At 29.8% G+C, this 20,886-nt stretch carries 18 protein-coding genes and 3 tRNA genes; 9 read left to right on the top strand and 12 right to left on the bottom strand.

All coding sequences use genetic code 11. The annotated features are described in order from the left end of the window. Nucleotides 1–120 precede the first annotated feature (120 nt). From fucO to HW275_RS03080, 12 genes are all read right to left on the bottom strand, one after another. Nucleotides 121–1,269 (bottom strand): lactaldehyde reductase, encoded by a 1,149-nt coding sequence (fucO, locus tag HW275_RS03025; RefSeq protein WP_178935049.1) that lies wholly within the window; start codon nucleotides 1,267–1,269, stop codon nucleotides 121–123. A 208-nt stretch (nucleotides 1,270–1,477) separates the two neighbouring features. Further along, nucleotides 1,478–2,746, bottom strand: coding sequence for a UDP-N-acetylglucosamine 1-carboxyvinyltransferase (murA, locus tag HW275_RS03030; protein ID WP_178935051.1), 1,269 nt, complete (start codon nucleotides 2,744–2,746; stop codon nucleotides 1,478–1,480). Further along, nucleotides 2,739–3,338, bottom strand: a complete 600-nt coding sequence (locus HW275_RS03035) for a DUF1694 domain-containing protein (protein ID WP_178935053.1) — start codon at nucleotides 3,336–3,338, stop codon at nucleotides 2,739–2,741. The genes murA and HW275_RS03035 overlap by 8 nt, the downstream gene beginning before the upstream one ends. A gap of 189 nt (nucleotides 3,339–3,527) precedes the next feature. Beyond that, nucleotides 3,528–3,947, bottom strand: a complete 420-nt coding sequence (locus HW275_RS03040) for a phospholipid phosphatase (protein WP_178935055.1) — start codon at nucleotides 3,945–3,947, stop codon at nucleotides 3,528–3,530. Between the two features lie 5 nt (nucleotides 3,948–3,952). After that, nucleotides 3,953–4,957: a tyrosine-type recombinase/integrase gene (locus HW275_RS03045; RefSeq protein WP_178935057.1), complete on the bottom strand. Its 1,005-nt coding sequence runs from the start codon at nucleotides 4,955–4,957 to the stop codon at nucleotides 3,953–3,955. Next, nucleotides 4,933–6,612 carry a DNA repair protein RecN gene (recN, locus tag HW275_RS03050; protein WP_178935059.1) on the bottom strand — a complete coding sequence of 560 codons (1,680 nt, stop codon included), beginning with the start codon at nucleotides 6,610–6,612 and terminating at the stop codon, nucleotides 4,933–4,935. Before recN ends, HW275_RS03045 begins: the two co-directional genes overlap by 25 nt. Before the next feature lie 92 nt (nucleotides 6,613–6,704). Further along, complete coding sequence (locus HW275_RS03055) at nucleotides 6,705–7,547, bottom strand: NAD(+)/NADH kinase (RefSeq protein ID WP_178935061.1); 843 nt, start codon at nucleotides 7,545–7,547, stop codon at nucleotides 6,705–6,707. A 338-nt stretch (nucleotides 7,548–7,885) separates the two neighbouring features. After that, nucleotides 7,886–8,365, bottom strand: a complete 480-nt coding sequence (locus tag HW275_RS03060) for a hypothetical protein (RefSeq protein WP_178935063.1) — start codon at nucleotides 8,363–8,365, stop codon at nucleotides 7,886–7,888. A gap of 462 nt (nucleotides 8,366–8,827) precedes the next feature. Further along, nucleotides 8,828–8,904: transfer RNA gene (locus tag HW275_RS03065), tRNA-Arg, on the bottom strand. A gap of 35 nt (nucleotides 8,905–8,939) precedes the next feature. After that, nucleotides 8,940–9,033 (bottom strand) — tRNA-Ser (locus HW275_RS03070). An 18-nt stretch (nucleotides 9,034–9,051) separates the two neighbouring features. Beyond that, nucleotides 9,052–9,138, bottom strand: a tRNA-Ser gene (locus tag HW275_RS03075). A 114-nt stretch (nucleotides 9,139–9,252) separates the two neighbouring features. After that, on the bottom strand, nucleotides 9,253–9,663 hold the full coding sequence (locus HW275_RS03080; RefSeq protein ID WP_178935065.1) for a DUF4870 domain-containing protein: 411 nt from the start codon (nucleotides 9,661–9,663) through the stop codon (nucleotides 9,253–9,255). A 186-nt stretch (nucleotides 9,664–9,849) separates the two neighbouring features. Here HW275_RS03080 and tpiA point away from each other — a divergent pair, with 186 nt between their 5' ends. From tpiA to HW275_RS03125, 9 genes are all read left to right on the top strand, one after another. Next, complete coding sequence (gene tpiA, locus HW275_RS03085) at nucleotides 9,850–10,617, top strand: triose-phosphate isomerase (RefSeq protein WP_178935067.1); 768 nt, start codon at nucleotides 9,850–9,852, stop codon at nucleotides 10,615–10,617. A gap of 62 nt (nucleotides 10,618–10,679) precedes the next feature. Beyond that, nucleotides 10,680–10,886, top strand: coding sequence for a preprotein translocase subunit SecG (gene secG / locus HW275_RS03090; protein ID WP_018451309.1), 207 nt, complete (start codon nucleotides 10,680–10,682; stop codon nucleotides 10,884–10,886). 122 nt (nucleotides 10,887–11,008) lie between these two features. Beyond that, nucleotides 11,009–14,116 carry a PD-(D/E)XK nuclease family protein gene (locus HW275_RS03095; RefSeq protein ID WP_178935069.1) on the top strand — a complete coding sequence of 1,036 codons (3,108 nt, stop codon included), beginning with the start codon at nucleotides 11,009–11,011 and terminating at the stop codon, nucleotides 14,114–14,116. Next, a complete protein-coding gene (locus HW275_RS03100; RefSeq protein ID WP_178935071.1) occupies nucleotides 14,100–17,381 on the top strand; it encodes an exodeoxyribonuclease V subunit beta in 3,282 nt (1,093 codons plus the stop codon). Before HW275_RS03095 ends, HW275_RS03100 begins: the two co-directional genes overlap by 17 nt. 93 nt (nucleotides 17,382–17,474) lie before the next feature. After that, nucleotides 17,475–18,395, top strand: coding sequence for a manganese-dependent inorganic pyrophosphatase (locus tag HW275_RS03105; protein WP_178935073.1), 921 nt, complete (start codon nucleotides 17,475–17,477; stop codon nucleotides 18,393–18,395). A 32-nt stretch (nucleotides 18,396–18,427) separates the two neighbouring features. Continuing rightward, complete coding sequence (locus HW275_RS03110; RefSeq protein ID WP_178935075.1) at nucleotides 18,428–18,787, top strand: hypothetical protein; 360 nt, start codon at nucleotides 18,428–18,430, stop codon at nucleotides 18,785–18,787. A gap of 90 nt (nucleotides 18,788–18,877) precedes the next feature. Further along, entirely contained in the window at nucleotides 18,878–19,513 is a 636-nt protein-coding gene (locus tag HW275_RS03115; protein WP_178935077.1) for a peptidylprolyl isomerase, read from the top strand. A 139-nt stretch (nucleotides 19,514–19,652) separates the two neighbouring features. Further along, entirely contained in the window at nucleotides 19,653–20,393 is a 741-nt protein-coding gene (locus HW275_RS03120) for a bifunctional 2-polyprenyl-6-hydroxyphenol methylase/3-demethylubiquinol 3-O-methyltransferase UbiG (RefSeq protein WP_178935080.1), read from the top strand. Nucleotides 20,394–20,502: 109 nt separating this feature from the next. Beyond that, a complete protein-coding gene (locus tag HW275_RS03125; protein ID WP_178935082.1) occupies nucleotides 20,503–20,871 on the top strand; it encodes an AtpZ/AtpI family protein in 369 nt (122 codons plus the stop codon). Nucleotides 20,872–20,886: the final 15 nt, after the last annotated feature.

Genomic DNA, 20,886 nt, shown 5'->3' on the forward strand with positions numbered 1-20,886 from the left:
GAGTGCAGAGGTATGGCGTCTGATACCTCTGCGTAAAAAAACTAAAAATAAGAATTAGTAAAATCACTTGATAAAATATTTAAAACTAAATCATTAAAGACATTTACATAATTTCAAAAATTATAATAATTTTTTATACAATTCTTTTATATCTTCTAAATTTGTATCTCGTGGATTTCCACCTGTACAAACGTCATTTAATGCAGATTCAGCAATAAAGTCCAAATCCTTTATATCCATAATTCCTTTTAAGTTGTCTGGGATTCCAACATCGTTTGCCAGTTCCCTTACTTTATCAATCGCAGCTTTTCTATATTCTTCTGGCGACATTTTTCTTGTATGTTTTACACCAAATGCTTTTGCAATATCTCTAAATTTTTCTCCAGTAAATTCAGCATTGTATTCCATTACAGTTGGAAGAATTATCGCATTTGCAATTCCATGCGGAGTTCCATAAAATGCTCCCAATGGATGAGCCATCGAATGTACAATTCCAAGTCCCACATTTGAAAATCCCATTCCAGCTATATATGAAGCCAGTGCCATTTTTTCACGTCCTTCAGGCTCATTATTCACAGCGCTTCTCAAATATTTTGCAATTAGTTCGATAGCTTTCAAATGGAACATATCCGTCATTTCCCAAGCCGCTTTTGTCGTAAAGCCTTCAATTGCATGAGTTAAAGCATCCAGTCCAGTTGCAGCAGTCAGTTCTTTTGGCATGCTCATCATCATCGCTGGATCGACAATTGCTATAATTGGTAAATCATGGGGATCTACACAGACAAATTTTCTGTCTTTTTCAACATCTGTGATTACATAGTTAATTGTAACTTCTGCAGCAGTTCCAGCTGTTGTCGCAACAGCGATAATTGGTACACATTTATTTTTAGTATCAGCAACACCCTCAAGGCTTCGTACATCTGAAAATTCAGGATTATTTATAATAATAGCAATCGCCTTTGCAGTATCCATTGGTGAACCTCCACCAATCGCAATAATATAGTCAGCACCTGAAGATTTGTACTTTTCAACACCATCTTTTACATTTTCAATAGTCGGATTCGGCTGAATATCAGAAAAAACTTCATAATCTAAATTTTCCTTATCCAGCAAATCTGTAATTTTTGACACTCCACCAAATTTTAAAAGCCCCTTATCTGTACATATAAACGCTTTTTTAAATTTATTTTTCTTCACTTCATCTCCAATATGGTTTATTGCTCCAAAACCATGATATGAAATTTCATTTAAAATAATTCTTTGTGCCATTTTTTCTACCTCTTTTCAAATTTATATTTTTTTAATAAACATTTCTACTTTAATTATACGACACTTTTTTCACTTTTCAAGTCTAAATGATGTATTTTATTTTAAATAATAAAAATTCTGGTTTGATACTAAACTCTATTTAAAAAATAGAAAAAAAAAGTCCTCATAACTTTAAGGACTTTTAATGATTTTAAAATATTATATTTGATTAAACATCTAGCTTAATTCTTTCTATTTGAGCACCAACTGTGTTTAATTTTAATTCTAATTTGTCGTATCCTCTGTCTATATGGTAAACTCTGTTCACAATTGTTTCACCATCTGCCGCAAGTGCTGCTAAAACCAGTGCCGCTCCCGCTCTCAAGTCTGAAGACATCACTTCTGCACCTGTTAACGGAAGCCCTCCATTTATAAAGGCTACTCCATGTCTTATGGTAATATCTGCTCCCATTCTGTTAAATTCAGGCACGTGCATGAATCTATTTTCAAATACAGTTTCTTCCATTGAGCTTCCACCATTTACAAGGGTTTGAAGCAGCATCATTTGAGGCTGCATATCTGTTGGAAATCCAGGATGTGGCAATGTTTTTATTTTTGACGGCTTCAAGTCTTTTGCTTTCCCTATTACAGTTAAAATATCTCCGTTTTGCTCAAATTTCACTCCCATAGCTTCCAATTCTGATTTAAATACTCCCAGATCTTCAAGCCTTGCATCCTGTATTTTCAAATCTCCCTCTGTAATTAATGACGCTATTACATAAGTTCCTGCCTCAATTCTATCTGGCATAATTGAATATTCCACTGCATGAAGCTCTTTAACCCCTTCAATTTCAATATTAGGTGTACCAAGTCCTGTAATTTTAGCCCCCATTTTGTTTAGAAAATTTCCTAAGTCAACAATTTCAGGCTCTCTTGCTGCATTTGAAATAACAGTTTTTCCTGGTGTCTTTACTGCTGCCATCATAATATTCTGTGTAGCCCCGACGCTTGGGAAACCTAAAGGAATTTCCGCACCTCTTAAATTATCTGATTTTGCGTGAATATATCCGTGAACTCTTGTAATATCTGCACCTAGCATTTCAAATCCTTTTAGATGCAAGTCAACTGGACGTGAACCAATGGCGCATCCTCCAGGCAACGAAACAACAGTTTCATCCAAGTTTGCAATCATAGGCCCCATTACTAAAAATGAAGCTCTCATTTGCTTTACAATTTCATAACTCGCTTCATTTCTTTTAAAGCCATTGTTTATTATTCTGTAAGTGTTATCATCCAGTTTTTCAGTCTGCATTCCTAGATCTTCAAGTAATCTCATTGTTACTCTTATATCACGTAAATTTGGCACATTTCTTAAAGTGTACTCCCCTTTGGCAACAAGTGTTGCGATAATTATTGGAAGTGCTGCATTTTTCGCTCCACTTACTTTAATTACACCGTTTAAAGGCGTCTTTCCTTTTATTCTAAATCCATCAACCACGTTTTTTTCCTCCTAATTTTTGACATATTGGACATTTTGATCCAAAGAGTTTATCCATAAAAGTTAATTCTTTATAATTTTTTGCGTATTCTGGCATTTCTTTTTTTATAATATCCATATGAAAATCACAAATTGCACTTTCCATCGCTTCATAATATACATCTGGCAAATGTTTCAGATGGCACATCTCCAACTTCGATGTTGCCACAATTTCATCTCCAGCTTCGTGTACAATGGCATCTTTTGCTGCTACTACAAGTGCTATTTGCCCTGAACAGACTAGATTATCTATCATTTTATATGGTATCTTTTTCTTTTTAGCTATTTCAATATATTTTTTTATATCATCAAAGTTTGCATGACGTGAAATTACCATTTTTGCCACATCTTTATTTTCCAAAGCCTCTTCTATTTCATAATAAATCCCTTTTTCCTTTATTTCATCAAAGGTAAGAGCCTTTATAATCCGTTCTTTATATTCTCCAAGAAATAAGCTTTTTTCAGCTTGCGCATTTACAGCTCTGTCTGTCGCTTCCTCCATACATTTCATAACGTCGTCTGTTCCATAACTTCTATTAACGTTAATTCCCATTCTACTTCTCCAATTCATCTAAATATTCAAAATCTTTTTTAAAATCCATTATATCTTGTCATTATACTACTTTTTTTTACATTTCTCAACCATTTTTTCTAACTTTTATATATTTTTAATAAAATAGTTTACAAATGCTATTTCCACTTATTTTTTAGTATATTTTTAAAGAAATTTTTATATAAAAAATTAAAAAATCAACATAGTCAATACAAAAACTACTTTAAATATAAGAAATATTTGAACAAATTTAGTTATTTTCGGTATTTCTTCCCTTCCTTCATCTTTTCTTATGGAAAAAAACAGAAGTGAAAAGAAAATAACGTATAAGATAGCACCTCTAATAGAAATGTTAAATGTATATAAATAAATTACTTCCAGCAAAAGAAAGGCATATATTTTAAAAGTCGTTCTTTTACTTATGAAAAACATATTTATCAAATTATAGTTTGCGTACATATAAAGTAAAATTAGCATAACGATTCCTAGATATGGAGTTACTATTCCCATTTTTTTTATTATTAGAAATACAAAATACGTTACTATTGTAATTAATAATACTCGCAACTTTTCATCCTTATGTCTTCTTAATTCACGATTTTCCTTCATTTTGTCTAATCATCTCCTAACTTTATGTTATCATAAATCATTTTTAGTTTGGACTTTTCCACATGTGTATAGATTTCAGTTGTTGTAATGTTGGCATGTCCTAATATTTCTTGAACGATACGCACGTCTGCACCATTTCCAAGTAAAATTGTCGCAAGTGAATGTCTAAAAATATGCGGATAAACATTTTTTTCAATTTTTGCATTTTTCGCAATCGTCTTTAAATCCTTCCAGAACTTTTCCCGTCGGGTATTTGGAAAAATCTTAAAACTTTCGCTCGCATTTTTCAATTTTGGCCTGTAAATAGTCAAATAATTTTTTATTTCATTTTCAAGACTGTCATAAATCGGTATTATACGGTATTTTGAACCTTTTCCAAGTACCTTTATAAATTCATAGTCCTGATTTTCCACGTCTTTTATTTCGAGATTCAATATTTCTGAAATTCTTGCTCCAGTTGCAATTAGAATTTTAATAATCAGCTTATTTCTCATCCCTTCAGGCGTGTGCGGACAATTATCCACGATTTGCTTCATTTCCTTTAATGTTAAAATTTCAGGAAGCCTCTGCTCACGTTTCAAAGTTTTTACCATGCCCGTCGGATCTTTTTCCACATCCCTATTCAAATAGCAGAATTTATAAAATGTCTTTAATGCCGAAACTTTTCTCAAAACCGAATTTCTTCTCAATTTTTCATTCAATTTTTCTATATATTTAAAAATATCCTTTTCTTCAATTTCAGAAAAATTTTTTTGAACAAATAGAAAAAACTGTATCAAATCCCGATTATATCCAGTAACAGTGTTTTGGGAACTCCCCTTTTCAAATTCCAGAAAATCAAGAAATTCCCTGATCTGCATTTTATTTTCACGTGATATTTTTTTCTTTTTCCCTTTTATTTTTTCTTCTGAATTAGTTTCATTATTTTTTTCCTCAGTATTAGAAATGCTTTTGATTAAATCTAAATTTCCATTTTCCACATTTTCTATATCAATACTTTTTTGTCCCATAGCCCCATTATCTCCTTAGCGTGATTAACAGACGCTTCCGTAATGTTATCTCCTGAAATGATTCTTGCAATTTCCCTTACTCTTTCTTCTGTATTTAATTCCCGTACCTTTGTTTCTGTAAAGTTATTTTCAATTTCCTTTTTGATAAAAAACTGCTGTTGTGCCTTTCCAGCAATCTGTGGCGAATGCGTTACACAAATAATCTGAGTATTTCTTGAAAGCTCCCGTAATTTTTCTGCAACTCTTCTCACTGTTTCCCCGGAAATTCCAGTATCAATTTCATCAAAAATCAGGACAGAAATATTGTCGACCGTAGAAAATACCGTTTTAAGAGCCAGCATTATACGTGAAATTTCTCCTCCAGACGCTATTTTGGCAAGCGGCTTAAACGTTTCCCCAACATTTGTCGTAATTAGAAATTCCGCATTATTTATCCCATGAGCTGTAATTTCCTCCGTCTTTGTAATTTCCACTTTAAATTTTGCATTTTCCATATTTAAGTCGCTTAACTGAATGTCAATTGTATTCTGAAGGCTTTCAGAAATTTCCATACGAATCTCACTAAGTCTTTCGCTATCAATGAAATACTGGCTTACCAGTTCTTTTTTCTGTGCTTTTAAGTCTTCCAGCTCCTCATTTTCAAATTCTACAAGTGATAAATCCTTTTCAATTTTATCCCGATATTCAAGAATCTCCGTAATTGTCGAACCATACTTCAATTTCAGCTTATTTATAGCATTGATTCTTTCTACAACTTTTTCCAGCCTGTCATCATCCATCTCAACATCTCCAGCCAGATTGTCCACAGAATACGAAATATCTTCCACTTCATACAAAACTGACTCAATTTTATCATATAGCTCTCCATACGACTCAGACAAGTCTGAAAGCTGCTCCAGATTTCTTCTCGCTCTACCAAGTGCCGTTAAAATCGAAAACTCGCCTTCCTTTAACAATTGCGAAGTTTCATCCAGCTTTTCATTTATTTTTCCGGCATTAAATAATATTTTATACTCTTCTTCCAGTTCGTCATCTTCATTTTCCTCTAATTCCAAACTCTCAATTTCATTGAACTGAAATTCCAAAATATCCTTCTTTTCAGCAATTTTTGCTTTTTCATTTTCAATATTTCTTATTTTTGAATTCAATTTTTTTATTTCATTTACATTTTCACGTATTTTTTTAGAAAGTTCCCTTCCTTCATCATCCAAAAATCTGTCCAGAAGATGCAGATGATACTCATCGTTTAATAAGAACTGATGTTCATGCTGCCCGACTAAATCAATAATATTTACCATAAGCTCTTTTAACCTGGACAAAGTCAGCCTTGCCCCGTTCACTGTTATTTTCGACTTTGCATTCCTGTCAAAATATCTAGTTATAATAAGCTCGTCATCTTCAATTTCAAATCCAAGCTCATTCAGCCTTCTCTTCTGATTCTCATTCAGCTCAAAGACACCTTCTGCAAAAAGGCTGTCTTCCCCATTTCTAATCATATCAGCATGACTTCTTTCACCAATTAATAGTGAAATTCCATCCAAAATAATTGATTTCCCGGCCCCTGTTTCTCCAGTCAACGCAATAAATTTCTCATTAAATTCCAAATCCAGATTTTTTATTATTGCTAGATTATTTAATCTTAATTCCCTTAGCATTTTTTTCCTTTCACTATTTTATTTTTTTTTAACTTTATTTCCTAATTATTTCAGACAAATAATATTATAAATTTTTAAAAATTAACAAATAATTACAATACAGAATCTCCCCATTTTAGTTTTTGTCTTAAAATACTGTAATAATCGCTATTTGTTGGTTTTACTATTTTAATTTTTTTCTTTGATAATCTTGCAGACACTAAATCATTGGGCTGTATCTGAAACCACTGATTCCCATCAATATTCAAATGAACCGAATCATCTCTTGAAGTTGCTTTAAAACTAAGAACTTCGCATCCGTCTACGATAATTGGACGGGCTGTCAAGCTTTGTGGAGCCAGCGGCGTTATTGAAAGAGCATTTAGTCCAGGATAGACAATTGAACCTCCTGCCGAGAGCGAATAGGCTGTCGAACCTGTGGGAGTTGCCACAATTATTCCATCAGCCCTGTATTTATTCACAAAAACATCATTTGAGTACACTTCAACTTGTATCAGATGTGCCTCATGTCCGCCTTTTGTTATTACAAGCTCATTTAACGCATAAAAAATATTGTCCTCGTACTTTACTTCAAGAAAAGCCCTTTCTTCCAGCTTATAATTTCCATTTTCATAATTCTGCAGCATTTTAACAGCATCCTGCGGCTTTACTTCCGCAAGATAGCCAAGAGAACCCATATTTATCGCAAGAACTGGAATATTGCTTGTAATTGCCTCTTTTGCGGAAATCAGCATTGTTCCATCTCCGCCAAGTGAAATTATCAAGTCTGCCTTTTCCACGCCAAAAACTTCCTGAATCCCTTTCTTTTGTAAATAATCATAAAAATCCTTTAACAGCTCTTCATTTCCATATCCACTTTTTATAATTCTTACTTTTTTTATTTCATTTTTTTTATCCAGATTATCATTATTTCCCGTTTTTTCAAAATTTTCCATAATAAAACCTCTTTTTCCTTAATTAAAATATTCTAAAATTAAATACTAAATTTCGATATTTAGAAATTTTACCTTTGTGAATTATTGTATCATTTTTAAAGATTTTTTTCCATTAGTTTTAAAAATATTTTTTTAGTTTGTCACAACATATTATACAATCTGTGTACCAAAAAAATTATGAGTCAATATTATTAAAAATAAAAACTCATAATTTATAATCTTAATATTCTAAAATAAACTTATATTTATACTATTTTAAAATTGAGCCTGTAAATTACAATTACTCTTAAATTTTAATTTTTTTTATAAATACAAACTTAATTTTAGGTATTTTTTAATTATTTTAAATAGAAATATTCATTTGGCTTGTAATTTTTATTAGAAGATTTATAATACGCCAATCTTTCTCCGAAAAATGTGCTTTTTCCTTTTCTCAAATCATTTAAAAGAGCTTTTGAATTTTCCTTTCCTAAAATATGAATTGTTTTAATTTCAGCACTAGCAGATATTTGAGGATGATCCCAGTTAATTTTCTTCTGCGGATCTACTTCCATGCAAGTCGCATAAATGTTTATATGGCTAAGACTAGAATCTTTATAAAAGGTTCTATAAGTTGATATAAGACATTGCTGATTTTTGATATAATTCATACTTCCATTTTTCATATCCTGTTCTATATTTTCCGGTAATTTCTCAAATGGAATTTTTTTTGTAAATAAAATACTATCAGCTTTAAATGAAGTGCTTTTAGCAAAAATATTAAACGAAACAAAAAACACACAAAGAGTAAATAACAGTTTTATACTATTTTTCTTCATAACCTCTCTCCTTACTTTATATAAAAAATATTTTAACACATATCAAACTACTTTAAAACCAAATTTGTATATGAATTTAGTTTATTTGAATATATTTTATCATTCAGTATCCATTTTTTCAATATATTTTCCTTTTATTCTCATGTGTAGTTTTAAAAATTTCTAACGTTTTTATAATATATAAAAATATCTTTAAATTATTATATTAAAACAGAAAAAATTGTAAGCTAAGTATTTTTACTTTGCAAATAAAAAATAATATAACACTAAATCTTATTTAAAAAAACAGAAATTATATTTTATTATTTGCTGACAAGGAGTTTTGGTTCCTTGCAAAAAAATTCATGATTAATCTTCAAATGGAAAATAGTATAAAATAAAAAATGAAGATTTTTAAAAATGTCCCCAAATATATTTTTAAATCTCTTCAAACTATGTAAATACTATATTTTATTTATAAAGTGGCGCACCTGACAGGAGTTGAACCCATAACCTTCTGATCCGTAGTCAGACGCTCTATCCAATTGAGCTACAGATGCATTTTTTGATTATTAATTTAATTATTAAAAAAAAATGGCGGAGAAGGAGGGATTTGAACCCTCGATCCAAGTTTTAGCCCGGATACTCCCTTAGCAGGGGAGCGCATTCGGCCTCTCTGCCACTTCTCCAAAAATATATATTTTAAATGGCGGGTGAACTGGGATTCGAACCCAGACATCTTGCGATTTCGCCGGTTTTCAAGACCGGTCCCTTAGCCGTTCGGACATCCACCCACACGTTACTCAGTTAGTATATCATATATTTTTATAATTTGTCAATAACTTTTTCATAAATTTTATTAAAATTTGTGTATAGGGGCATAAAATAACCTACACCCCTTATTTCTATTAGTCTACAAATAATAAATCTGTAATTTTTTCTATAAAAGGAATTTTAAATTCTTTTTTCAAAATTGATGATACTGTTGCAATAATTTGGAAAACAGATAATATTACAAAAATTACGAAAAATAAAATATTTCCCACGACTATAATAATATTTAAAAATGTTGAAATTAACAATAGCACTGTTACTGCCAATGTCTGTTTTGCATAGGTTCTTACAAATCCATTTTCCTGTTCCAGAATTAATGCGATTATTGGTATCAATAGGCTAAATCCCATTGAAAAACTCAATTTTACTGGAAATGAAGCGGCTTCAATTCTAAATCCTGCAAAAAAGCTCAGGTTTATAAGAAAAGCTGCGGCATAGGCTCGTAATCCTGCAATTGATTTGTTTTCACTCGTATTGTTGTCCATATACTCACTCCTCCTGATTTTAATATATTTTTGGATTTTATTTACTTTAGCTGCTTAAAAGAATTTTAACATAAAAGATATAAAAAATCAAATTGAAAAATTCGTGTATTAGCATTGATAAAAAAAGCAATATGTGATAAAATAAAAGAAAATGTAAAATATTAAATAAATAATGGAGGAGAAACTATGAGAAAAGTAATAGTAGCTGGAAACTGGAAAATGAACAAGACCGCAAAAGAGGCTGCACAATTCTTCAATGAATTAAAAACTTTAGTAGCAGATGTGAAAAATGCAGGAATCATAATTGGAGCGCCTTTCACTGCATTAGAAACAGCAACTAGAGAAACTGCAGGAAGCAACATTAAAATTGCTGCTGAAAATATGAACGCTAAAGAAAGCGGAGCATATACTGGAGAAGTTTCACCATTGATGTTAAAAGATTTAGGTGTAGAATATGTAATTTTAGGACATTCTGAAAGAAGAGAATATTACCACGAAACTGATGAAATCATCAATGAAAAAGTAAAATCAGCATTGGCTCACGATTTAAAACCGATTTTATGTATTGGAGAAAAATTGGAGCAAAGAGAAGCTGGAACTACTAATGATGTTGTAAAAACTCAAATTGTTGGTGGATTAAAAGACGTAACAGCTGCTGAAATGGCAAACGTTGTACTTGCTTACGAACCAGTATGGGCAATTGGAACAGGAAAAACTGCCACTCCAGAACAAGCTCAGGAAGTTCATGCATTCATCAGAGGATTATTAACTGACTTGTACGGAAAAGAAGTTGCAGAAAACGTAACAGTTCAATACGGCGGATCAATGAACGATGGAAATGCAGCTGACTTAATCGCTCAAACAGACATTGACGGTGGATTAGTAGGAGGAGCAAGCTTAATTCCTGAAAAATTCGCTGTAATAATAAAAGCCGGAGATGCAGCAGCTAAATAATTAACTTAAAAAATAAAAATTGATTAGCTATTCTCTTGTTTTGTAGATTATAGGAGGAACACGTGTTAGAAAATTTATTAATTGTAGCTCTAGTAATATTATCAATCATTATGATAAGCGTAATTTTACTACAGCCAGACAGAAGCCAAGGTTTAGCAAAAAGTTCTGCTAATATTTTGGATGAAGAAAAAGAAGGAATTGAAAAATTTACAGAAATCGTCGCAACATTATTTCTAGTTGTCGCAATCTTATTCCAAATTGTAAGATAATCTTTGAAAAGTAAATTTTTTTGATTTTTTATAAAAATATTAAAATCACAGTTAGAACAATGGCTGTGATTTTTTCTAATTTTAATTTTAGTTTTTTTGATATTAAGGAAGGAAAATATATTATGAAAATTAGTTATAAAGGAATTGGATCTGATTTAAAAAATATATTGTTTAAAGAATTTGAAAAGAATGAAGATACGCTTTTTGTATTTGAAAATTCGGCTTCGTTTTTTGAGATAAAGAGGGAATTTTTACAGAATGAGGAAATACAGCAGGAATTAGGGATTTTTCAGAATTTTAAGATGATGAATAGTTATGATTTTTATGAGAATGTCTTTGTTACTGATAAAATTGTGGTAAAAGAAGAAAAACAGGTTGTGCTGTTTTACAATGCTTTGACTGAGAAGTTAAAAAAGGATATGAAGGTAAATAACTATTATGATATTATTGATGTTGCCTATAATTACTATAATTTATTTGCGGAATTGCAGGAATATAAGATTGATTTGGAAAAAATTGAGCTGGAAAAGTGGCAAGTTGAAACTTTTGGAACTTTGATTGAGATTGATAATGAGATAAAAAAGTGTGTGCAGCAGAAAGGGCTTATCTTACCATATATGCTTAGAAATGTGGAAAATATATCAGATAATTTTTTGAAGAAGTTTTCTAAAATTTGCTTTGTAAATAAAGTTAAAATTACGCCATTTGAAAAGGAGTTAATTGAAGATATTGAAAATAGAGGAATTGCTGTAGAAAATATTTTGCAGCTTTTGGAAAATGATTTTAATGAGGAAAAATTGAAAATAAATGACAGTTTTTCGATTCCTGATAAAAATGAGTTTTTGGAAAATTTTGGGACAAATATTGAGATTTTTGAGTATGAAAATAAATTTTCACAGCTTTTGGGGCTTGTAAAAAAGCTGGATGAAATTGAAATTTTGAATAATGAAACAAAAAATGAAATTAAAGAAAACTATGATAATAAAAAAGAAATAAAATTAAAAAATGATAAGTATTTTCAGAATGAAAAAATAACTGCGGATACAAAAATTATTCAAAATATGAAAAATATTAATAGAAAAAAAATTGAAGATTTAAAAAAGGACGAAAATTACGTAAATTATAAGATTTATGATTTGCAGGATAATGGAGAAGATGGGAAAAAGGATTATCAGCTTTTAAGGCAGGAAAAAATTTCTTCCAATTTGGAACTTACGATGCAGAAAACGAAGATTTATAAGATATTGGAATTGATTTGCAATATTTTGGAAAATGTTAAAATTATTGGGAAAAAATTGGAAAATGATGATTTTGATTCTGAAATTAAAAAAAATAATAATGTTGAACATATTCAAAATGAAGATTTAAAACTTTCTGATAGTAAAATGGAAAAAAATTTTGAAAATGTGAAATTTATAAAAAATTATAGACAGTCTTTAAAAATCAGAATGAAAGATTTGTATGCCGCTTTTAAATCTAATGATTTTTTGAAAATTTTTGGCTTAAAAAAGTCGTATGATTTTTTTATGGAAATTATAGGGCAGGATTATAAATATATTTCAAGAGATGAAATTTTTAAGATTGCAGAAAAATTGAATAGCAGGCTTACTGGAACAGCAGATATTGAAATTGCGGGACTGATTAATTTTATTAATGAAATTGAAATGATTTTTGACTATCAGACGCTTGAGGAATATGGGAATTATCTTGAAATGATTTTTGATAGAAGTGGAGAAATTGATAAGGATGTCAGAGATAAATATTTTGAGGCATTGTCGGAAATGGTAGTGCTGGAAGACTTTTCATTTGATAATCTTTGGAAAGGATTTTTTAATGAAAATGGTGTTTCGGCAAGTTTATTAAAATTGTTTTTGAAATATTTGGATAAGAAGTCAATCAGCCTGAATCTTGAGGAAAGCGATGAACAGGACAGTGAAAATATTTCAAGATATTCAATTAATTCATTTTCAGCAATTTCAGAAACACAAAAGGAAAATCTGATATTTCTTAATATTCAGGACACATTTCCAAAAATAAATATAAACAATTATTTATTTACAAAAATTCAACGTGCAAAAATGGGACTTCCTGTAAGCGATGATGAAAAGCAAATTGAGATTTTTAAATTTTATCAAAATATTTTAGGAGCAAAAAATGTATATTTGTCCTATGTAAAAAATCTGGATGAAAACATAGATTCCGCTGGAGTTGTTGAGGAAATTAAGCTGAAATATGGAATAGAGGCACAAAAAAATAAAATAGATGAAAATGACGAGCTGAATTTTATTAAGAAATACTTTTTGGAAAATGTGGAAAAGTCTTGGGAATCAAGAGAAATTGGGAAATTTATTCCAACGAAACTGAAAAAGGATTTGGATAAGATTAAGGCTGAAAAAGTGAGTTTGGGGTATTATTCCTTTGAGGAAATGCAGAATTTTGAGTATGGATATTATTTGAAAAAGATGATTGGAAATACAGAAGTTGAAAAAATTGAGGATAAAGTTGATAATCTGATGTTTGGAAACATTATTCATGGGCTTTATGAAAGAATCGTAATGGAAAACAAAGAACTGCTTGAGCAGAGGAAATTTGTTATAAATAATGAGGAAATTAAGGAAACGTTAAAAAATATCTTAAATTCACTTGAGTACAAAATTCCGAAGGAATATCTGGAATTTTATAAAAAAGTTTCGTTTGAGGAAATTGTAAAATCTGTTGAAAAAATATTGCAAAAATTGATGAAAACACTGGAAAATGAAGAAGAAATCGAAATTTATTCGGAAGAAAGAATAAAACTGAAATCTGAAAAGGAAATTTATGAAAATATTTTTATAAACGGAATGATTGACTTACATATAAAATTGAAAAACAAGGAGATTTTGTATGACTATAAATCTGGTATTTTGAAAAATAAAAAAGGGGAAGAAAAGAAGGAAAAAGTCGTAAATGCCTTTAAACAGCTGGATTATTATTCTGTTATGCTGCCTGAAAAAAATGGGCAGGAAATAGAGAGATTTGTGGTAGATGTTTGGGATGGCGATATAATTGGCGATACAAGGGAAAAGGACGAAGATTTTCTAAATGAGGAAGATATTCGGGAAGTTGTGAAAAAATATTATGAAACCGATTATTATGATATTGGTGATGTAAGAGATGTGCAAAATTACACTTATCAAACTTTTAAGAATGTATGCAGAAGGGAGGATGAATTAAATGGAGAAAGCAAGTAATATAAATAATAAAGAGCAGAATAAAATTATTTTGAAGGCAAGCGCAGGAACTGGAAAAACTTATAGATTATCGCTGGAATACATTGCAAACTTAATAAGAGGCGTAAATTATAAAAATATCGTTGTAATGACTTTTACGAAAAAGGCTACTGCCGAAATTAAAGAGCGTATTTATGATTTTCTGTATCAGATTGCATTTGAAAAATATGACTGGATAGGATTGGAAAACAGCCTGAAAGAACTTTATGGATTTTCTGACAGCGAAATTTTGAAGGAAAATTTGCAAAATGTATATTTTGAAATGATAAAAAATAAGGATGAAATCAGGATTTACACGATTGACGGATTTACAAACAGAATTTTTAAAAATACTATTGCTCCATATTTTGGTATTTACAATTATGAAACAATTGACAAGGAAGAAGATGAGTTTTACAACGATATTTTGATAAAAATAATTGGAAACAGCTATTATTTTGAAAAATTTAAGTTTATATTGAATGAGGAAAAAGACAGAAAAAATATTTCAACTTATGTGAAAATTGTAAAATCGCTATTGGACATGCAGGAGAAATTTTTGCTGGCTGGCGATAGTTACAAGGAAGCAAATTTAATTTTAAAAAATAATAAATCAAGTAGAAGTTTTGTAGAGAATTTTGAAAATATTTTTGAAAACGTGAAAAAAATTGCTGAGATAAAAGGAAAAAAAGTTATTGAAATATTGAATGGAAAATTTACTGATATTTTTAAAAAGTTTGAAGAACTGAATCAAAATAATTTTGATATTTCTGCTGTGCAAGATAAAAAAATAGAATTAATATTGGAAAAATCGGATGATATTTTTGCTAAAGGTAATATTTGGAATGGAAAAAAAACTGGCGGAAAAGATGTCAAGGAACTGCTGGATGAAATGAAAGAAGAGCAGAATATTTTGCGGGAAACAGTTTCAAATTATATTTTTAATGAGGAAGTATTGCCGACTGACAAAAAAATAAAGGAATTGGCAAAAATTATATTCGATATTGCAGAACAAATGAAATTAAATACAAAAAGATTTACTCACACGGATATTTCCACCTACACATATAAGTTTATTTTTGACAAGGAACTGGGATTTGTAAAGACTGATAATAAGAATAGCAACGCAGTTACTGAAGATTTTCTAGAACTTATCGGTGGGCAGATTGATACAATTATGATTGATGAGTTTCAGGATACGAGTATTTTACAATGGAAAATTTTAGAATTACTGCTTTCAAGTGCAAAAAATATAATTTGTGTTGGCGATGAGAAACAAAGTATTTATAACTGGCGTGGCGGAGAAAAGGAACTTTTTGAAAATTTGGAAAATTTAATCGGTGGAAATGTTCAGAATCTGGAAAAATCCTATCGAAGCCACAAGCAGATTATTGAAAATGTGAATAAAATTTTTACCAACTATAATGAAAACTGGAAATACACAAATTCATTGTATCGTGATGACAAGGACTATCAAAAGGGTTATTTTGGATATTATTTTCAAGAAAGAAAATCTAGATATGGAGACGAGGAAGAAAAGCCTGAAAAAGCATACGAGGAAATGATACGAAACTTGAAGGAAGGAAAAATTCAGAATTTTGGTAAAAGCTGTATAATTTGTCGTGGAAATAGGGAACTTGCGGAAATAACGGCAAGACTGAATGAGGAAAAAATTCCGTTTACGCTTGAAAGCAACTCTTCGATTCTGGATTACAGGGCTGTTAAACCGCTGTACAAGCTGATAAAATTTTTTGTTTATCATAATTTTATTTATTTATTGGAATTTATGCGAAGTGATTTGATTGGCTGCCTAAATGATCACGTAAAATATTTAGTGGAAAATAAAGATTTAATTGAAAAATATATTACAACAAATATTGATTTTTCTCATAAAAATTTGGAAAATGAGAATAGTTTTGAATATTTTGTAGAAAACTTGGAAAATTTTGAAAAAAAACAAAATTTAATGGAATATAAAAATATTGATTTTATGGAAAGAAATAGACTTTCGCTTTCTGAAACTTTGGAAAAAATAAAGGATCTTTACAAGCTTTCAATTAATTTGAACGACAAATATGCGAAAGAAAACTTTTCAAAAAAAATTATTCAAGACTTTGATGTGACAAGTTTTTATTCAACAAACAGCGATATAAAAAATATTTTTCAATTTTTCAATATTCTAAAGGAATTTGACAACTTGTACGAATTTGTTGTACATATTGAAGATGAAAAGGACAACTTGCGGCAAATAAGCAGTTCGGATGAAAACGCCATAAATCTGATGACAATCCATAAATCCAAAGGACTGGAATTTGACACGATAATCTATTACCGAAAAGGGAAGACTGGCGGAAATAATTTTAAAACTTTTGAAACATATTTTGACTACGACGATAATTTTTCCAGCGTAACTAATTTTTTAATAACATTTTCAAAATATGCTAAAAATGTGAAAAATATAAAAGAATATGGAATAATCGCTGAAAAAAATGCCCAAAAGGAAAAAATGGAAGAAATAAATGCAGACTATGTGGCTTTGACACGTGCGAAAAAAAATTTGCTACTATACTTTGAGGCTTACATAACAAAAAATGGATATTCTGATGATTTAGTCAATAAACTAATTGATGTTTACGATGAAAATACAGAATTTGGAATTGGAAAAATTACTGAAACAGAAAGAAAAATTCACCAAATTCCTGAAAACTCTAATGAAAATACTGAACTTTGCAAAAATAAAATAAATAATAAAATATTAAAAACTTATTTTTCTGATGATAAATTTAAAATAAAAAAATCAAGTATAACTTTGGAAAAGGAGTTTAAACGTAAAAAAGGGCTTGCAATGCACTACTACTTTGAACACATTTTAAATAACTTGAAAACTGATAAATTAATTGCAAAATCTGCTCTTTTGAGCCGATACGGAAATATGCTGGGAAAAAAAATTGTAGAAGAATTAATTGTCAGAATGGAAAAATTCATTGAAAAAAATAGTGATATTTATAATGAGAAATACAAAGTTTACACGGAATTTGAAATTTATGATTCTGATGGGAAAAAGCGTATTATTGATAGAATTAACATTGATGAGGAAAATAAGAAAATCTATATTTATGATTACAAGACTGGATTTGAGCCTGAAACGAATGAGAAGTATCAGGAGCAGATTAATGAGTATAGGGATATTTTAAGCAAAAAAGTTTCAACAGATTATGAAATTGATGTGAAATTATTGGAAGTTTAAAGTGATTTTTGAAAAAAACGGATTTTTCTATTTCAAAAATAAGATTAATAGGTTATAATAGTATGAAATGATTAAAATTTAGGAGGAAAAAATATGTCAATATTAGTTTTTGGACACAAAAATCCAGATACAGATACAATTTGTTCGGCGATTGCTTATGCAGAACTGAAAAATAAATTGGGAAAAGATGTTAAGGCTGTAAGACTTGGAGAAATTAATGAGGAAACTAAGTATGCTTTGAATTATTTTAAGGCTGAAAAGCCTGAATTGGTGGAAAATGTGGCTGGAAAAGAGATTATTTTAGTAGACCATAATGAAAGAACTCAAACTGCTGAAAGATTTGAAGAGGCAAAAGTTTTGGAACTAATTGATCATCACAGAATTTCAAACTTTAATGTGGATGAGCCTTTGTATGCAAGAGTAGAGCCTGTCGGATGTACTGCGACAATTATTTTAAAATTATTTAAGGAAAATAATCTTGTACCAAGCAAGGAAACTGCTGGACTTATGTTAAGTGCGATTATTTCAGATACACTACTTTTCAAATCTCCAACTTGTACAGAATGTGATGTGAAGGCTGGTAAGGAATTGGCTGAAATCGCTGGAGTAAATGCGGATGAGTATGGTCTTGAAATGTTAAAGGCTGGAACTGCACTTGGGAATAAGTCTGAAGCGGAATTATTAAATATGGATATGAAAATATTTGAAATTGATGGTGCAAAAATTGGTGTGGCGCAAGTTAATACTGTAAATGAATCGGAAGTTTTGGAAAGAAAAGAAAAATTGCTTGCTGAAATTGACAATATTATTACAAAAGAAGGGCTGAAATTCTTTATGCTTGCAATTACAAATATTTTGACAAATGACTCTGCAGCTCTTGTTTCAGGAGATGGAAATGATGTCATTGAAAAAGCATTTGGAGAAAAAGTTTACAACCATTTAGTAACTTTGAAAGGTGTAGTTTCAAGAAAGAAACAAATCATTCCGCCATTGACAAAAGCGATTCAAGGGTAAATTTACAAAAATTAAAAATAAGGATTTTAAAAATGGCAATAGTAAAATTTAAGAAAAGGGAAGAGCTGAAAATATTATTTGCAATAAAGCTGCCTATGATAATTTCCGAACTTTATAAGGAAGTCAGAAATAAAAAGACAGCAAACGAGATAATAAGAAATTCCCTTAATATGGCAAAAAATCGTGTGATTAATACATTGGAGCTGGTGGATAGTTTTGGAAACCAGTTTTCTGTGCTTGTTATTTATGACAACATTCTGGAGGAAAAAGAACTTTTGAAATATAATATGGAAATTGAAAATATTGATTTTAGAATTCTGGAATTTGATTTTAATGGTAAAATGGAAATCGAAGAAATGATAACGCACATAAAAAGACTATACAATAAATAGTTATGTAATTTGGTAAATTTTATTTATTTAAGTGATGAATTTTCATATGTGAATAAAAAATTATAGCTTAAAATAAAGTGAGGGATGTTTATGAAGAAAAAAATAGTAGTATTGGTTAGCATTTTGATGTTATTAATGGCAACTGTTGTAAATGCTAAGGGAAAAAAATCAAAGGAAGAAAAGAAATTTGAAAAAGCTATGCAAGGTTTTCAATTGGAAGCGGTTATAAAAACAACAAAAGGGGATATTTCATTTTATCTATATCCTGAAGCCGCTCCAAAAAATGTTGCAAACTTTGTATTTTTAGCAAAAAACAATTTCTACAATGGATTGACTTTTTTCAGGGTTATTCCAAATGCACTTGTTCAAGGCGGAGATCCTGCTGGAAATGGAACTGGTACAGCAGGCTATTTTCTAGCAGATGAATTTACAAAATGGCTGACTTTTGACGTTGAAGGAATACTGGCAATGGCAAATTCAGGACCAAATACTAACAGCAGCCAGTTTTTCATAACTATGCAGCCAATGAAAAATCTGAATGGAAAACATACAATTATCGGTGGAACAAAAAATCGTGAAGACTTAAGTGTATTAAGAACTTTGCGGCAAGATGACAAAATATTAGACATTGACATTAAAGGTAAAAAAGTCGATAAATTTCTGGATTATTTCCCAGACGAAGTCAGCGAATGGGAAGCTAAACTGAAAAAACCTGAAAACAATTAATCCTGGAGGCTCTCAATTAATAGTTGGGAGTTTTTTCTTTGCTTTTTTTTATTTGTCAAAATTCTTAAACTCAGTTCACAAGTTACAGTAAAAATGTTATAATAACATATAATTTAAATTAAAAGAAACGAGGAAATTAATGCACAAGGAATTTGCTGAAATTTACGATATTTTTATGAAATATGTAAATTATGACGAATGGTATAAATTTTTGAGAATGTTTATAAAAAACAAGGGAACTGTTTTGGATCTAGGTTGTGGAACAGGAGAATTTATATGGCGATTTTTAAGAGATGAATTTTCAGTCGTTGGAGTGGATTTATCTGAAAAAATGCTGGAAATATCTGAAAAAAAATTATTAAAAAGGAATTTGGTACATAATTACAAATTAGTGAAGGAAAATATTGTACATTATGATAATGTAAGCAAAAATAATGAAATTCAGCAAGTTGACTATATTATTTGTAATTTTGACACCGTAAATTATTTAAAAAATGAAAAGGAATTTTTGAAATTTATTGAAAAATGTAATCAGAATTTGAAAAAAGACGGATATTTAATTTTTGATGCTGTAACAGAAGATATTTTTGAGGAAATATTTGAAAATGATGTATTTCTGGATGAAGAGCCTGAATATACAAGCATCTGGCGACACGAACAGTTAAGTGAAAGAAAGCATCTGGTGGAAATTGACTTATTTATCCGTGAGAATGAAAGTGATAACTTATTTAGGAAATATAATGAAGTGCAGTACAAATTTATCTACGAGCCTGAATGGATTGTGGAAACTGTTCAGAATAACGGTTTTGAAGTGTTTGACACTGCTTCTAATCCTGAATTTGGAGAAAGCAGAATATTTTTTGTACTAAAAAAATTGTAATTATTGTTAAAATTTAAAAATATTAAATTGATAAAAATTGTAGGAGTTTTAGGTTTTAGTGAATTTATAAATCAGAAGATAAATAAAATTTTAAAAAGGAAGTCGTATTATGAAATTAGAAGACAAAAAAGAAATTTTGAAAAAAGAAAATGAAATAACTGACGAAAAGAAAACTGTACAAGCGGAAGAAAAAAAACAAAAACAAAAGATTTTTGAAATAGAAAAAAAACTAGGTAGGCATAATAATGAAAAAGAATTAAAAAATAGAAGAAACAACAAATTAATGAAATACTTTGCCCTTGCAACAAATATGGTTTATATTTTGGCATTACCAGTATTAATTATGCTGGGATTTTATTTACTTTTGAAAAAATACCTGTTTAAGACAGATCAGCCAATTGTTCTGATTATTTTTCTCATTATAGGAGCAGTTTCTGGCTACTGGTCACTAATAAAGCAGGTAAATAACATAAAATAATTATAGCTTTAGAAA

Source organism: Leptotrichia sp. oral taxon 223, assembly GCF_013394795.1.
Taxonomy (GTDB): domain Bacteria; phylum Fusobacteriota; class Fusobacteriia; order Fusobacteriales; family Leptotrichiaceae; genus Leptotrichia.